Source organism: Vibrio sp. NC2 (assembly GCF_025195005.1).
Taxonomy (GTDB): domain Bacteria; phylum Pseudomonadota; class Gammaproteobacteria; order Enterobacterales; family Vibrionaceae; genus Vibrio; species Vibrio splendidus.
Map to the genome: position 1 here is coordinate 149,972 of NZ_JANVFC010000001.1, position 16,056 is coordinate 166,027.

A 16,056-nucleotide genomic window follows, 5' to 3' on the forward strand; every position below is an offset into this window, starting at 1 on the left:
TTGTTGTTTTTTTATCTATTGTTACCATTGGCTAAACCTACGAAACATGACCAACCTGAAAAAATGAGGTAAAGTATGGCTAATAAAGAGAGGCTCTAAAGGTAGAGTCATAATTGTTAGTGTAATAGGAAGAAACATGATTTTAGTTGTTGGTCACAAAAACCCTGATAGTGACAGTATTTGTAGTGCGTTAGTTGCAACAGAGCTTCTTAAAGCTCGTGGCGAGGAAGCGACACCAATTCGCCAAGGCGAGATCAACCGCGAAACTCAACACATTCTAGAAGTCGCTGGTGCTGAAAAACCAGAACTTCGTACTTCTGTTGCTGGTGAAAAAATCTGGCTAGTAGACTACTCAGATCTAGCACAAGCACCGGACGATGTTGCTGAAGCTGAGATCGTAGGTATTGTCGATCACCACCGTTTAGGTGACGCGATGACAGTTAACCCTATGGAAGCTTGGATCTGGCCTGTTGGTTGTACAAATACTGTACTTTTCAACATGTTCAAGATTGAAGGTCACTCTATCTCTCAACAAATCGCTAAACTGATGATGTCTGCAATTCTTTCAGACACGGTTGGTTTTGCTTCTCCAACATGTACTCAAAAAGACAAAGACGCGGTTGCTGAGCTTGCTGAAATCGCTGGCGTGACTGACGTTGATGCATTCATCAAAGCGCTTCTAATCGCTAAGACAAACATCGAAGGCCTATCTGCTGCACAACTAGTAGAAAAAGACCTTAAAGGCTACCCATTCAACGGTCGTGATGTTGTTGTTGGTCAAGTTGAGCTTGCGACTCTTGACCAAGTAGATGGCATGATTGAAGCGCTAGAAGCGGATCTTGAAGAACGTTGTGAGAAAGACGGTCTAGCATTTGCTGCGGTAATGCTAACAGACATCACTACTGCGCAAACTCACCTTCTATACAAAGGTGAGTGGGCTGATAAACTGGTTAAGCACGAGAAAGACGGCGTATTAATGATGGAAAATACATTAAGCCGTAAGAAGCAAGGCTGGCCTTGGTTACAGGGTGAGCTTGTTTAATCAAGTCGCTTAATTATAAACGCCTGCTAATTTAGCAGGCGTTTTTCTTTGAAGTGGATTTTCTTCTTCATCAAAATGTTTGAAGTTAAAAGCTCTCGGCATAAAATAGCTTTAAGAGCAAAGTTACTGACTAAAGTAGGAAATTAAGATGACTACACAGCTAGACGATAAAAAAATCGCTGAAATCAATAAGTATACGGGTGAGCAACGCCTAAAGTACTGTGTGAAAGAAATCGTAGCGAACCGTGAAGTATGGATCTTAACCGATGAACACGGTTGTGTAATGCTTAACACAGAAGATGAAGATTGTGTTCCAGTATGGCCAAATCAAGAGTTTGCTGAATCTTGGGCTACGGGTGATTGGTCTGAGTGTAAAGCTGAGTCTATCTCGTTGAACAAATGGCACAGCCGTTGGACTAACGGTCTAGAAGATGACGAGCTTGCAGTGGTTGTGTTCCCGAACGAACAGGAAGAAGGTGTTATCTTGTTCCCGGATGAATTCGACTTCGAATTGAAAAAGCAGGCTGCTAAGCGTTAGTGCTTTCGTAACACGGTTACACGGTTACATGGTAAGTCAGCGTTGCCTTTTCTTAGGCAGCGCTATCATTCTATTTTCCCATCTAAGCTGTTCAGAAAAACAAAGTAACGTCCCTGTCTATTTCTGGTAGTACTCAATTCTTCCGTTAGCCCTCAATATTCCTGTTCGTGGCTAGTTATTCCGTTAGTACTCGATCATTCCGTTAGTATTCAATATTTCTGTTTGTAGCCGGTTATTCCATTAGTACCCAATTAACTGATACAACGGTGCTTGCTGCGCGGCTTTTGAAGCTTGTTGGAGCACGCCAGTTTCGCTGTATTGCTTTAGTATCTTTCGAACAATAGGTTTTACTTCAGGTTTTGTCATTCCAGCTTTCAATTCAGGCTCATACAGTAGTTTTAGTAGCACCACATCTAAGGGTGACAATAAGTCTTCTGGCGTATGGTCATTAAAAATAGAAGGGTAGGCTCTATCTGAATCATTCGGCAGGCCTAAAACCTGTGTGATTTCTTCCACGATACAGGCGACGAGCTTACCTCGCGATCTTGCTTGATCAACGGGAATAACAATCCCAGCGTAAACAATCTCACCTTTAGAATTTGTTCGATAACCCGCCGTGCAAATAGCGTTGTTTAAATGCTCAGTTGATTTGAGTTTGAGTACTGATTTCGACTCAGATACCCACTGACTTTGCCTCGTGTATATCCATTTTACGTTCGCTTCAGACTCTTTGTTGACGATTGTTATCGGGTGCTGAGTGACTTCGGATAAGTGTCGGATATGAAGCTCTGTGAGCTCTTGATGCAATTCTTCATCGCCCACTCGATGATCAACCCATATCTTGATCGGTTGTTTCCATTTAGCGAGTGGCTTGTTGCCTTGGGAATATTCGTGTTGAAGTGCGACGTTATAAAAGGCAGTTTCGACGAAGCTTCTATCTAGCCAGGTGAGGGGTGTGCTTGCTGCGTTAAAGGAAAACAGCGCCAACAAAAGGGGAAGCATTGAAGCTCTTAAAAACATACCTTTCCCCTTTGTTGAACGTAGCGTGATTCGAGATTAGTGGTTCGGCGCTTTGGAGAAATGGCTCTCAACCAATCTTTGGGTGATTTGGTGAGTTGGATTGGTTAACACTTGATCTGTTTCCCCACTCTCAACCACATTGCCTTCGTGCATGACGATGATTTTGTCGGTAATGTGTTTAACAATACCGAGGTGTTGAGATACATAAACGAACGATACGCCCATCTCTTCTTGTAACTCTAAGAACAGGTTGATGATTTGCGAGCGCATTGCCATGTCCAAACCATTCAACGCTTCGTCTGCAACAATGATTGATGGTTGAAGGATTAACGCACGAGCCAAACAAACCCTTTGTTTTTGGCCTGCAGCCAGCATCTGCGGGTAGAAGTAAGCATGTTCCGGTAGAAGGCCCACACGCAACAGGGTGTCTTTCACACGACGCATACGGGCTTCTGGTGGCATATTGGTGTTTCGCTTTAATGGACCTTCAAGAATTCGACCAATCTGAATGCGCGGGTTAAGCGAGGTGTTCGGATCTTGGAAGATCATTCGAATCAGCTTACAGCGAGTCGAGTAGTCCTTGTGCTCTAGCCTTTCACCGTTCACACGAATCTCGCCTGCAGTTGGCTCTACCATGCCTGCTAGCATTCTTGCTAATGTCGACTTTCCTGAACCATTCTGACCAATAAAACCAATCGTCTGTCCCGCCTCAAGCGAAAAGCTTACTGGTTTCACTGCCTGATGAATCTTTTTACGGAAAAGACCAGAGCGAGTCGTAAAGTCTTTAGATAAATCAATGACTTCTAATAATGCACTCATGATTTCTTTTTCTTCTCCATATTAAGAGGGAAGTGACAATTAAACTTATGGTTTTTGATTCGTTTGGTATAAGGAATCTCAACACATTGCCTTTGCGCATACGGGCAACGTGGTCCTAGTCGACAACCAATAGGAAGGTGCTGCAATGGAGGGATTGAACCTGGCAAAGACTGTAGCTTCTCTTTATGAGGAATCCAGTCGTTAAAGTCAGGCATCGCTTTCAGTAGCGCGACGGTATATGGGTGTTTCGGTGCATCTAACAGCTTCTGCGTATCCGCTGATTCCACAGACTGACCACAATACATAACGGTAATGCGAGTTGCCCATTGGGTAATGGTGGTTAAGTCATGGCCGATCAGCACGATGGTCGTGTTATTGATCTGATTCATACGACTCAACAGACGCAATATTTGAGACTGTGTAATCGGATCTAGATCGTTGGTTGGTTCATCAGCGATCAAGACTTTTGGTTTGGCTGCGATAGCCATGGCGATCATGACTTTTTGACACTCACCATCGGTCAACTCATAAGAGTAACTGTCCATAAGACGAGAGTGATCTTTAATACCGACTTTGTGCAGTAGAGCGATGGCCTGCTTCTTACGCCATTTGAATCTCTGCCACCACCGACCTTCAAACGAATAGGAAGGAATCGCTTCAATCAGTTGATGGCCCACTTTTTCAGATGGGTCAAGGCAGGAGGATGGCTCTTGAAAGATCATCGCGATATCACGAGCAATAACTCGGCGTCGTTCTTTGGGTGTCAGTTGCAGGAGGTCGATATTGCCAAGGCGCATTCGGTCTGCAGAAACCTTCCAGTTTTCTTTACATACTCCGACGATCGCTTTTGCAACTAAGCTCTTGCCTGAGCCTGATTCACCTACTAAGCCGCGAATTTCCCCTTCATTGAGGGTAAGACTCATTCTATCAACGGCTTTAACCATCCCTTGAGGGGTCTCAATCTCGATGGTTAGATGTCGAATATCAAGTAAAGGCATTATTCGATTCCTGCATTTAGCGCTTGGCGAACACCTTCACCGACGAGGTTAATCACAATCACTGTAAACATAATGGCTAAACCGGGTAGGGTTACTGTCCATGGTGCGAGGTAAATCAGCTCTACAGAGTCACCCAAGATTGAGCCCCATTCGGTACTTGGTGCTTGAGCGCCAAGCCCTAAGAAACCCAAAGCCGTGATATCAAGAATGGCGACTGACAATGCCAGCGTAATTTCAAGTGCCACCACGGTAAGAATATTAGGAAGGATTGAATTCCATAACAGGTAGAAGTCGTTCGCACCATCGAGGCGAGAAGCCAAAATATAGTCTTTTTCTACTTCAGCGTGCACGGCAATATATACCGAACGAATAAAGCGTGGAATCAATGCTAAACATAAGGCAAGCAAGATATTAAACTCGCCAAACCCAAGAAACGCCACGAAGATAATTGCCAGTAACAGAGACGGAATCGACATAACGGTATCAAGCAGGTGGTTTAGCGTGCTTGATAATAATCCACGAGTCATCCCCGCAAGTACGCCAATCAGGCAACCAATGACTGCTGCGATAAAGGTAATCACAACCGCGGCACCAAACGTCAGCTGAGAGCCGATAATCAGACGAGAAAGAATATCTCGGCCTAAGTCATCGGTACCTAAGAAATACTCAACAGTTCCTGAGGGATCCCAAGAGGGTGGGGTTAACAGGTGTCCCGTTTGTTCTTGAGCATCATGCGGAGCTAGCCATGGTGAAGTGACGGTGATTAGAATGATCAAGGCCAAACACCACAGTCCAAACATAGCGAGATTATTGCCACGGAAGCTGCGCCAGAAACGCTCGAACTGGGTTGGAATCTGCTCTTCTTGGTAGACGTTATTTGTTAGCATACCATTCCTTCCTTACCAGTGGATTGACCATCGCGCCCAGTAGATCGGACAGAATGTTTGCGGTCAAAACCAAGGTTGCTACCACTATTACGCCAGCTTGAATTGAAACGTAATCTTGATTAGATAAAGCATCCAATAACCAGCGGCCAATACCCGGCCAGTTAAAGATAGACTCGGTAATAATAGCGAGCGTTAACATACTTGATAGTTGAACGCCGACCTTAGGAATAATCGGTGGTATCGCATTTCTTAACACGTGCTGCGTGACGATCTCTCTTGTTGAAAGACCTTTAATTCGTGCGGCGCGGATGTAGTTTTGAGTCATCACTTCAGCCACTGACGCTCTCATCAGTCGAATTACCTGAGTGGTTGGCGCTAATGCCAAAACCAGACAAGGCAATGCCATATGTTCGATAACACTTTGCAGTGCGTGTGCTCGATAACGACCTTCAGCAAAAAAGGCATCAATTATAGCGAAGCCAGTGACGTGTTCAATTTCGTAAAGCAGGTCGTATCGCCCACCAACTGGGAACATCTCAAAGTGCAACGAAAACACCATGATCATCAGTAGTGCGACCCAAAATATAGGTGCAGAGTAACCGGCCATTGAAGTAAACGATATGGTGGTATCGACAAACTTACCCTGTCTCATGCCAGCAATAGTGCCGAAAGGGATGCCGATAAACAGCGCAAGCACAAAAGCAAAGAAACACAGCTCTAACGTTGCAGGGAATACCACGACAAGCTCATCGATGATAGGCGCTCCGTGCTTGCTCAAGCCAAAGTTCAGTGTCGATAATTCTGTGATGTAGCTAAGCCAACCGGGCCAAAAATCTTGAATCGCCCAAGGTGAGGTTTGGTCTAGTCGAAGCAGAGCGAACCCCACTAACGTCAGGATGCCCAGTGTGATAATGAATAAGTTTACACGTCTTAATGTATACCAAAACATCACTGCACCTCTCTTCTGACTTGATCAAAAGGTTGAGCATTGAACGGGCTCTGCTTAAAGCCACTTAGCGAACGATCGTGCACGCGGAATTGCACGCCATGAGCGAGAGGAATCACAGGAACTTCTTCATTGAGAATGTTTTGGGCTTGTCGATACAAGTTCACACGGTGCCTTTGTTGATTGATCTCTAATGCTAAGTCGAGAAGGAAATCAAAGTCAGAGTTACACCACATAGAGACGTTTAATCCTGCGCGCTCTGAGCTACATGAAAGAAGCGGACGCAAGAAGTTGTCTGGGTCGCCCGTATTGCCGATCCAACCTGTGAGCAACAAGTCTGTTGAGGAAATGGATGATAGCTGTGTACGATCAAATCGGTCGTCGGTATAGAGCTTAAGTTCGATACCAATATCAGCTAAATTTGCTTGGATTAATTCTGCCGTTTTCCTTGGGCTTGGGTTGTAGGCTCTTGGCTCTAATGGCACCCACATTGAAAGTTCTAGCCCAGGTTCTACCCCGGCTTCTTTAAGAAGCGCAACTGCGTAGTTGCGGTCATAGCGAACTTGAACGCTGTCTTTTTGGTAAGCCCAAGAGGTCGGTGGCAAGAGAGTGTAGGCTTTCGTGCCCGTACCGTAATAAACAGAATCAAGAATGTTCTGACGATTGATAGCCAAGTTCAGCGCTTTGCGCACTCGTGAGTCACGCAGTGCAGGGTGCTCGGTGTTCAGGGCGATGAAAGAGACATTAACCGCAGGCGTGGCGGAAATCTTCAACTCTTCATGAGCTTGAATAATAGGAATCTGACTAGAAATCGGTGAGTTCAATACATCACACTCACTACGAAGTAGCTTGGCAAGAGTCCCTGTCCCACGTTGTGAAGTATCAAACACAACTTGGTCCATTTCTACGTCACCCTTCCAATAGTGCTTGTTCTTTTTCAAGCGAACTAGATCATTGATTTGGTATTCATCCAAGTAGAAAGGACCTGTGCCAACGGGCTTGGAGTCTATTTCATTCTTTTCATCCGTAGCAATGAGTTTATTGGCATATTCTTTAGAATGAATGACCGCATAGCTGGTGGCGATATTGTTGAGGAATGAATTGTCTGGGCGACTTAATTGGAATTTCACCGTCAGGTCATCAACCGCAGTGATATCAATGATCAGGTTTTGGAAGTCGATACCGGCAAACCATGGGTATAGGCCGCCGCCCACATAATGAAATGGGTTTGAACTGTCAATGATTCGCTCAAAACTAAAGACCACATCTTGTGCATTCATACTGCGAGTTGGGGTAAACCAGTCTGTGGTTTGAAACGCAACATTAGGGCGCAGTTTGAAAGTGTACTCTGTACCCGATTCATCGACAGACCAGCTTGTTGCCAAGTTCTGTTTTGGTCGATAAGTCATTGGATCAAGAGTGAGCAGTGTATCGAAAATTTGAGGGCTCAGCGATTCTGAGGTAATGCCACTATCAACCAGTTGTGGGTTGAAAGTACTAGGGTTACCTTGGCCGCAATAAATGAAGCCTTTTTCACGGATTTGCTCGTGATTCACACTCTCACCACATCCAGCTAAAAAGCTCAGCGTGCAGATGCTCAGTGATAGTCTTATTAGTGCTTTCATAAAAAGAAATACTTTTCGAAACGAGGCGTTAGAGGAGCCTCAAGATCCGGATAATTTAACATTTTATTTATTCGGCTCCAAATAATAATCAAGTGCTGACAGCTATTTATCGTTAGCTTGTCCGACAATCGCGTACTTCCTCACCATTCCACGTAATTGGTTGTAGGTTAATCCAAGTAATTCTGCTGCTTGTTTCTGGTTGTACTTGCTCTGTTTTAGGGCTTGATTGAGCAGCTTAATGTCTTGTTGTTCTTGCCATGCTTTGTAATCAAGTGGCAAAGAAAACGAGCTCTCTGATGAAGTATGGCTGTTGGAGGGCGCATTGCCAATTTCATGCGTGGAATCTTGATCTATTTTCCATGCGGGTTTGAATGGGTTAAACACCAAAGATTCAATAGGATATGGGTCTTTACCGTGCTGGTAGACTGCGCGCTCAATAACGTTCTTGAGTTCTCGCACATTCCCTGGCCATGAATAATCCAGCAGCGCCTCAACGGCAGACGGAGCAAAGCCAACAAACAACTCCAATTCTAATTCACGGCACATCTTAATGGCGTAGTATTCTGCCAGCAGCGTGATGTCTTCTTTTCGCTCTCGAAGAGGGGGGATAGTAATCACGTCAAACGCGAGCCTGTCCAATAAGTCGGCTCTGAATTCGCCCCTTAATGCCATGTCTGGCAAGTCAGCGTTGGTCGCGCAAACCAGTCTTACGTTGGCACTTAAAGCTTTTTGTCCGCCGACACGTTCATACTGCCCGTATTCAATAACGCGCAATAGCTTCTCTTGAACGGCTAGGGGCGTGGTCGCGAGCTCATCAAGAAACAGTGTTCCACCTTCCGCTCTTTCAAATCGACCCTGATGACGACCTTTTGAACCAGTAAAGGAACCAGACTCATGACCAAACAACTCAGAATCAATCAAACCTTCACTGAGCGTTGAGCAATTAAGTGAGATCAACGGCTGATCCCAACGTCTTGAAAGGTAATGCAGCCTTTGAGCTATGAGCTCTTTACCCGTTCCACGCTCTCCAATGATCAGGATCGGTCTTTCGATTGGTGCGAGTTGAGACACTTTATCTAAAACGGAGAGAAAACTGGGTGATTCACCAATGAGGTTCTGCTGCATAGCGGGTCCTTGTGCGATTTGAGCGCCGATGGATGTGATTTAGAAAGCCTTATTTAAACCACGTCATGTAAATAGCTTAAGTATAAGAGTCGTAGTGGTGAAAAATACCAATACTTGGCTAAATTCATCATAGCATGGTTCGGGTTAATCACCATTTTATTGTAAGTGTCTGATAATAAATGGCTTAAAAGTTGGCACGCTACTTGGATTACTTATGGTAGGTTTAACAACAAACGTAAATTTTTGAGCAAGTGGATTGAGAAATCGAATAACGCTTTAAAGCACATTTGCCATCATTGTAATTAAGGAGTTCCTCATGGGTATTTTTTCTCGCTTTGCAGACATTGTAAATTCGAACATCAGTGCACTTTTAGACAAGGCTGAAGATCCTGAAAAGATGATTCGCCTGATTATCCAAGAAATGGAAGATACGCTGGTTGAGGTTCGCACTAACTCCGCTAAAGCTATCGCAGATAAAAAAGAGTTAGCACGTAAAGTTGAAGCTATCGAAACTCAGATTCTAGATTGGCAAAACAAAGCGACACTAGCACTGACTAAACAACGTGAAGACTTAGCTAGAGCGGCGCTAATCGAAAAGCAAAAACTTGAAGATATAATCAAAAGCCTTCACACAGAGCAAACCTTGGTTCACGAAACCATCGAAAAGCTGACCAGTGAGATTGGCAAGCTTGAAACCAAAATCGCAGAAACACGTGCGAAGCAGCAAGCATTAATGATTCGTAATAATGCGGCAAGCAATCGTCGTGATGTTCAAAAGCATCTGCATTCAAGCAAAACCCACGAAGCAATGGCGAAGTTTGAGCAATTCTCGCGTAAAGTGGATGAATTAGAAGCCGAAGCGGACGTTTACGCGAAAACAGGTAACGCAAAATCTTTAGACCAAGAGTTTGCAGAGTTACAAGCTCAAGATGAAATTGAAAAAGAGCTGGCGAAACTGAAGCAACAAGTTGAAAACCGCGATAAATAATTTAGGAGTTGTCTATGTCAACATTTCTAATTGCAGGCCCACTGATTGTCTTTTTAATCTTCGTGGCACCGCTATGGTTGTTCTTACATTACCGCAGCAAGAAGAAATCCAGTAATGGTCTTTCAGAAACGGATCTTCAGCGTTTGCACAAGCTTTCTGCTCAAGCTGAATCGATGCAAGACCGAGTGAAAACACTAGAAAAAATACTGGATGCGGAGTCGCCAAGCTGGAGACGAAACTATGAGTAGAGAACTGTATCGCGACCCAATTAACGGTAAGTTATCTGGAGTGAGCGCAGGGTTAGCGAACTACTTTGGCCTTGAAGTGTGGTTGGTTCGCATCTTGGTTATCTCGGCGGCACTGCTTGGTGGTAGCTTTTTGGTGTTATTAGCGTATGTAGCTTTGACATTTATGCTTGAAAAACAACCACCTCAGTATGTCGATCAGATGAAGGCCAAACAAGAGCACACGCTCAAGCAAAAACCTTGGGAAAAAGGGCAAACCGCAGAGTCGTTACTGGGCACTTTAGAGGGTGATTTCCAGAAATTAGAGACCAGTGTCCGCAATATGGAAGCTTATGTGACTTCGGATACTTTCAAAGTCGATCGCGCATTTAAGAACATGTAGTGGTAAACCTGAAAAACATTAGATAACGGTTTAGGAAAATTTATTCCAAGCCGTTATTTTTTTTAATAATTTTGTCTCAATAAATCTTACGATAACTGGTAAGTTACATGTGATTAATCTATGTTATAAAAATATTTATAGTTATGGATGATCACTAATGTATAGAGCCTCCGTTGTCCTATTGACAGCCTTAGCTGGGTTGTCTGGGTGTGGTAAGGAGCTTCCTCCCGTACCTGAACCTGATTCTAGACCCGCCAAACTCTTCACTGTCTCCGTCGGTAGTAATGCCTTTGAACGTAGCTTTCCAGCCACCACAGAAGCTGGTGACAAAGCAGTACTGGCATTTCGTGTTCCAGGATTACTTCAGACTATCGATGTTACATCTGGTCAACAGGTTACCAAAGGTGATGGGCTTGCAACGCTTAACCCTGACGAATATCAGTTGTTAGAGAAGCAAGCGAGAGCCAACTTTAAGCTTGCCGATGTTCAATACCAACGTTCCATTAAGTTGCGCAAAGATCGCGTCGTATCTGAGCAAGACTTCGACCAAGCGAAGGCCAATCATAATTCTGCTAAAGCGGTGCTTAACCAAGCAAAAGCCAACCTACGTTATACCACTTTGGTTGCGCCTTACGATGGTACTATCTCCATCATTCCTGCTGAAAATCATGAATATATCGCTGCCAAACAAGGCGTGATGAATATTCAAACGAATCAAATCCTCAAAGTCGTATTCTTATTACCCGACCAACTTATCACGCGCTTTTCTTCAGGGTTTGAGACGGATGCAACCATGGTTTTTGATGCTTTCCCGGGTAGCTCCTACGCTTTAGCATTCCAAGAGGTTGATACTGAAGCGGATCCCAAAACCGGGTCGTACAAAGTCACCATGGTAATGGAAAGACCCACCGATGTTGGTATTTTGCCGGGTATGTCAGGCACGGTTCATTTAGTTTCAGCGTTAGCGGCCGCCACAAAAATTCCCACATCAGCAATGATGACTGATGGAGATGATGTTTCTGTGTGGCGCGTGAATAGCGACGGTATTGTTGAAAATGTCGCAATCATCATCGATGAAAAGCGCCATATTGTTTCAGGGTTGAACGATGGTGATCGCATCGTAACTTCTGGTGTTAATGGTCTTGAACCGGGCGTTAAAGTTCGAGAGTGGATCAAGGAAAGGGGGCTATAACATGAAAACACTTAAAGTGGCCGCTGGACTGTCGTGTTTGGTTTTACTTACGGCTTGTGAAGATAAACAAGTTGTAGAAGTGAATAACACGCCCTTGGTTAAAGCTATCGAGATTTCAGTCATCGACTTTAGCGACAAACTCTATTTCCCTGCGGTTGCAAACGCTGCCGAGAAGGCTCATCTCAGCTTTCGAGTCGCTGGAGAAATCAATAAGCTTGATGTGAAAGAAGGTGAGCGTGTTTCACAAGGAGACATCATTGCAGAGCTTGACCCTACCGATTATCAACTGGATGTCGACAATGCTCAGGCGCGTTACACGGTAATTAACAGTCAATACAGACGTTCAAGTCCGCTAGTGAAGAAAGGTTTATTGGCGAAGTCACAGTTTGATGAAATTGCTGCTCAACGCCAGATCGCTTATGCCGAGCTGGAACTCGCAAAACTGCGCTTGTCGTTCACTAAGCTTCGTGCCCCTGTTGATGGGATCATTTCTCGTGTCAGTGTCGATCAATATGAAAATATTCAGGTAGGCCAGCAGGTGGTGAACATTCACAGTGTCGAAGATGTTGAGGTTGTTATCCAACTGCCTGACCAGATTTACGTGAATCAGCCTAGCGAACAGCTGTTATCGAATGTTGAGGCTGTGGTAAGAGTGCCCAGTGGCAATGAATACACGGCGGCTATTAAGGAGTTCACCACTGAACCTGACCCAAGCACGGGCACGTTCACGGTGACGCTTGCTCTACCTATGCCGGAAGATGATTTAATTCTGGATGGTATGGCCGTTGAGGTGACGTCAAATGGGCGAGATATCGGCTTGGAGTTAAAAGCTGGGGTACTTATCCCAATCGAAGCTGTGTTTAATGCGGATGGCGATGATTTAACGCGCCAGAACTCTTATGTATGGGTGCTTAATGACGACAGTACCGTCTTGAAACAGCAAGTCGTAATAGGAAAAGCCAATCAGAAAACATTGCAGATCATGAAAGGATTAGAAATGGGGCAGCATGTCGTTGTTGCAGGCGTATCGCGATTGCGAGATGGGATGACAGTGGAAGTATTGTCTCAGGAGACGAACAATGAGTGAAGTAAACAACAAGCCCCAAAATGACGATCAACAGGGTGATGATCAGATCACAGGTGTTGCTTCTTACTTTATACGTAACAAAGTCATTAGCTGGATGCTATCTCTGATCTTTCTTATTGGTGGTGTCTCTGCCTTTTTCGGCTTGGGTCGTTTAGAAGATCCTGCCTTTACCATCAAAGATGCGATGGTTGTGACCTCTTATCCAGGGGCCACACCTCAACAAGTTGAAGAAGAAGTTACTTACCCACTAGAAAAAGCGATTCAACAACTTACCTATGTGGACGAAGTGAACTCTATCTCTAGCCGCGGCCTATCACAGGTAACGGTGACGATGAAGAACAACTACGGCCCAGATGATCTTCCGCAAATATGGGATGAACTTCGCCGAAAAGTGAATGATCTCAAGGTTGAACTGCCACCCGGCGTCAATGATCCTCAAGTCATCGATGACTTCGGTGATGTTTACGGTATTTTGCTGGCGGTGACGGGGGATGGCTATAGCTACAAAGAGTTGCTGGATTACATTGATTACCTAAGGCGAGAGCTAGAGTTGGTTGATGGCGTAAGTAAAGTCTCCGTTTCCGGCCAACAACAAGAGCAAGTGTTCATTGAGATATCGATGAAACGGATAAGCTCTCTGGGTCTGTCTCCAAGCACGGTATTTAACCTTTTATCGACTCAAAATATTGTATCAAGTGCAGGAGCAGTAAGGATTGGTGATGAATATATTCGAATCCATCCAACCGGTGAGTTCCAAAACGTTGAACAGCTTGGAGATTTGATTCTTACGGAAGGTGGCGCTCAAGGGCTTATCTATCTAAAAGATGTGGCGAATGTAACTCGTGGTTACGTTGAGGTACCGAGTAACATCATTGGTTATAACGGCGAACTCGCGCTTAACCTGGGTGTCTCTTTTGCGCAAGGCGTGAACGTGGTCGCAGTGGGTGAAGACTTTGATCGAAGACTCGCCGAGCTTAAATATCAACAACCCGTCGGTATCGACATCTCCGAGGTTTATAACCAACCTAAAGAGGTGAACAAGTCGGTAAGCGGATTTGTGGTGAGTTTAGGGCAGGCGGTTGCGATCGTAATCGTGGTGTTACTGTTCTTCATGGGAGTACGATCGGGTCTGTTGATTGGTTTGATACTGCTATTGACCGTATTCGGCACCTTTATTTTCATGCAGTACTTCAAAATCGACCTTCAACGTATTTCACTGGGCGCGTTGGTTATTGCCTTGGGGATGCTGGTGGATAATGCCATTGTGGTGGTGGAGGGGATATTGATCGGCACGCAGAAGGGGCGAACCCGGATGCAGGCCGCCACTGATATCGTGACCCAAACCAAATGGCCACTGCTTGGCGCAACGGTGATTGCGGTCACTGCGTTTGCTCCAATTGGTTTGTCTGAAGATTCAACGGGCGAATACTGTGGCACCTTGTTCACGGTGCTATTGATTTCATTGATGCTGAGTTGGTTTACTGCCATCTCGATCACGCCGTTTTTTGCCGATATCTTCTTCAGAGGACAGAAGGTTGATCCCGATAACGAAGGCAAAGATCCATACAACGGGATGGTTTTTGTTATCTATAAAAACTTCCTTGAGTTCTGTATGAAACGCGCGTGGCTAACCATGATCGTTCTGGTGATTGGTTTAGGTGCTAGTGTGTACGGTTTTGGCTTTGTGAAACAAGCATTCTTCCCATCTTCAACTACTCCGATGTTCCAAGTGGATGTTTGGATGCCGGAAGGTACGGATATTCGAGCAACTAATACCAAGTTGAGAGTGCTTGAGAGTTGGCTGTCGGAACAAAGTGAAGTTGAACATATCACGACCACGGCCGGTAAAGGTCTGCAGCGTTTCATGTTGACCTACTCACCCGAGAAGAGTTATAGCGCGTATGGCGAAATCACGGTTCGTGTGAAAGATTATCAGGTACTTGAGGGGCTGATGCGTCGCTTCCGTGAACACGTTGACAGCCAGTTCCCTGAAATTGATTACAAACTTAAGCAAATTGAATTAGGCCCTGGTGGCGGTGCGAAAATTGAGGCTCGAATCGTCGGTTCAGACCCAACCGTGCTACGTTCAATCGCAGCTCAAGTTATGGACATCATGCGTGCCGATGACGGAGCGTTTAACGTTCGTCATGATTGGCGTGAAAGAACTAAGGTCTTAGAGCCTCAGTTCAATGAAAGCCAAGCGCGTCGTTATGGTATTACCAAGTCTGACGTTGATGATTTCCTAGCGATGTCTTTCTCTGGTAAGTCGATTGGTGTGTATCGTGATGGTACTACGTTGATGCCTATTGTGGCTCGTTTACCTGAAGATGAGCGAGTTGATATTCGCAACATCGAAGGTATGAAGATTTGGAGCCCGGCATTAAGCGAATATATTCCGTTGCAGCAAGTGACGCTTGGCTACGAATTGGAATGGGAAGATCCACTTATCATCCGTAAGAACCGTAAGCGTATGCTGACGGTAATGGCCGACAACGACCTATTGGGTGAAGAAACGGCTTCGACGTTACAGAAACGCTTACAGCCACAAATTGAAGCGATTGAGATGCCACCGGGTTATTCGTTGGAGTGGGGTGGTGAATATGAGTCATCTGCTGATGCACAAGCGTCTCTGTTTACCACTATGCCGATGGGTTACCTGTTCATGTTCTTGATTACCGTGTTCTTGTTCAACTCGGTCAAAGAACCGCTGATTGTTTGGCTAACGGTTCCATTAGCGCTAATCGGGGTAACGACAGGCTTATTAGCCTTGAATACACCATTTGGCTTTATGGCATTGCTAGGCTTCTTGAGTTTATCCGGGATGCTACTTAAGAACGGTATCGTACTGCTTGATCAAATTGAGATTGAGATGAAGTCCGGTAAAGATCCGTATGTAGCGGTTGTTGATGCGGCACTGAGTCGTGTTCGTCCGGTATGTATGGCAGCGATTACAACGATTCTTGGTATGATCCCCCTACTACCGGATATCTTCTTCAAGCCGATGGCAGTAACCATTATGTTTGGTTTAGGCTTTGCGACTGTACTCACGCTAATCGTAGTACCTGTGCTGTATCGTTTATTCCATAAAATTGAAGTGGCTTAACGTCAACTAACCTTTGAAATAATGCCCCTATTTGGGGCATTATTTTTATGTACGATTAC

At 44.9% G+C, this 16,056-nt stretch carries 15 protein-coding genes; 8 read left to right on the top strand and 7 right to left on the bottom strand.

What is annotated here, in order from left to right; translation table 11 throughout:
* Positions 1-136 precede the first annotated feature (136 nt).
* Together NX845_RS00680 and NX845_RS00685 are read left to right on the top strand one after the other, a co-directional pair.
* A complete protein-coding gene (locus NX845_RS00680; RefSeq protein WP_065681213.1) occupies positions 137-1,042 on the top strand; it encodes a manganese-dependent inorganic pyrophosphatase in 906 nt (301 codons plus the stop codon).
* A gap of 148 nt (positions 1,043-1,190) precedes the next feature.
* A complete protein-coding gene (locus NX845_RS00685) occupies positions 1,191-1,580 on the top strand; it encodes a DUF2750 domain-containing protein (protein ID WP_004734596.1) in 390 nt (129 codons plus the stop codon).
* Between the two features lie 240 nt (positions 1,581-1,820).
* Here the strand turns inward: NX845_RS00685 and NX845_RS00690 are convergent, their stop codons facing one another.
* From NX845_RS00690 to pspF, 7 genes are all read right to left on the bottom strand, one after another.
* Positions 1,821-2,600 carry a DUF2927 domain-containing protein gene (locus NX845_RS00690; protein WP_260256404.1) on the bottom strand — a complete coding sequence of 260 codons (780 nt, stop codon included), beginning with the start codon at positions 2,598-2,600 and terminating at the stop codon, positions 1,821-1,823.
* A 36-nt stretch (positions 2,601-2,636) separates the two neighbouring features.
* Complete coding sequence (locus NX845_RS00695) at positions 2,637-3,419, bottom strand: ATP-binding cassette domain-containing protein (protein WP_017086198.1); 783 nt, start codon at positions 3,417-3,419, stop codon at positions 2,637-2,639.
* Positions 3,416-4,417, bottom strand: coding sequence for an oligopeptide/dipeptide ABC transporter ATP-binding protein (locus NX845_RS00700; protein WP_017078997.1), 1,002 nt, complete (start codon positions 4,415-4,417; stop codon positions 3,416-3,418). The genes NX845_RS00695 and NX845_RS00700 overlap by 4 nt, the downstream gene beginning before the upstream one ends.
* Positions 4,417-5,304 carry a putrescine export ABC transporter permease SapC gene (gene sapC / locus NX845_RS00705; RefSeq protein ID WP_017078998.1) on the bottom strand — a complete coding sequence of 296 codons (888 nt, stop codon included), beginning with the start codon at positions 5,302-5,304 and terminating at the stop codon, positions 4,417-4,419. Before sapC ends, NX845_RS00700 begins: the two co-directional genes overlap by 1 nt.
* On the bottom strand, positions 5,291-6,253 hold the full coding sequence (locus NX845_RS00710; protein ID WP_004734601.1) for an ABC transporter permease subunit: 963 nt from the start codon (positions 6,251-6,253) through the stop codon (positions 5,291-5,293). Before NX845_RS00710 ends, sapC begins: the two co-directional genes overlap by 14 nt.
* Entirely contained in the window at positions 6,253-7,875 is a 1,623-nt protein-coding gene (gene sapA, locus NX845_RS00715) for an ABC transporter substrate-binding protein SapA (protein WP_017083274.1), read from the bottom strand. Before sapA ends, NX845_RS00710 begins: the two co-directional genes overlap by 1 nt.
* Before the next feature lie 102 nt (positions 7,876-7,977).
* Positions 7,978-9,000, bottom strand: a complete 1,023-nt coding sequence (gene pspF, locus NX845_RS00720; RefSeq protein ID WP_004734603.1) for a phage shock protein operon transcriptional activator — start codon at positions 8,998-9,000, stop codon at positions 7,978-7,980.
* Between the two features lie 316 nt (positions 9,001-9,316).
* On the opposite strand from pspF, the gene pspA reads away from it, so the two are divergent.
* The 6 genes from pspA (at position 9,317) to NX845_RS00750 (ending at position 15,997) form a co-directional block, all read left to right on the top strand.
* On the top strand, positions 9,317-9,988 hold the full coding sequence (pspA, locus tag NX845_RS00725) for a phage shock protein PspA (RefSeq protein WP_065605561.1): 672 nt from the start codon (positions 9,317-9,319) through the stop codon (positions 9,986-9,988).
* Between the two features lie 14 nt (positions 9,989-10,002).
* On the top strand, positions 10,003-10,236 hold the full coding sequence (pspB, locus tag NX845_RS00730) for an envelope stress response membrane protein PspB (protein ID WP_029222098.1): 234 nt from the start codon (positions 10,003-10,005) through the stop codon (positions 10,234-10,236).
* A complete protein-coding gene (gene pspC / locus NX845_RS00735; protein WP_102456047.1) occupies positions 10,229-10,615 on the top strand; it encodes an envelope stress response membrane protein PspC in 387 nt (128 codons plus the stop codon). Before pspB ends, pspC begins: the two co-directional genes overlap by 8 nt.
* A gap of 157 nt (positions 10,616-10,772) precedes the next feature.
* Positions 10,773-11,807 (top strand): efflux RND transporter periplasmic adaptor subunit, encoded by a 1,035-nt coding sequence (locus NX845_RS00740; protein WP_017086192.1) that lies wholly within the window; start codon positions 10,773-10,775, stop codon positions 11,805-11,807.
* 1 nt (position 11,808) lies between these two features.
* Positions 11,809-12,894, top strand: a complete 1,086-nt coding sequence (locus NX845_RS00745) for an efflux RND transporter periplasmic adaptor subunit (protein WP_215515331.1) — start codon at positions 11,809-11,811, stop codon at positions 12,892-12,894.
* On the top strand, positions 12,887-15,997 hold the full coding sequence (locus NX845_RS00750; RefSeq protein ID WP_017079006.1) for an efflux RND transporter permease subunit: 3,111 nt from the start codon (positions 12,887-12,889) through the stop codon (positions 15,995-15,997). Before NX845_RS00745 ends, NX845_RS00750 begins: the two co-directional genes overlap by 8 nt.
* Positions 15,998-16,056: the final 59 nt, after the last annotated feature.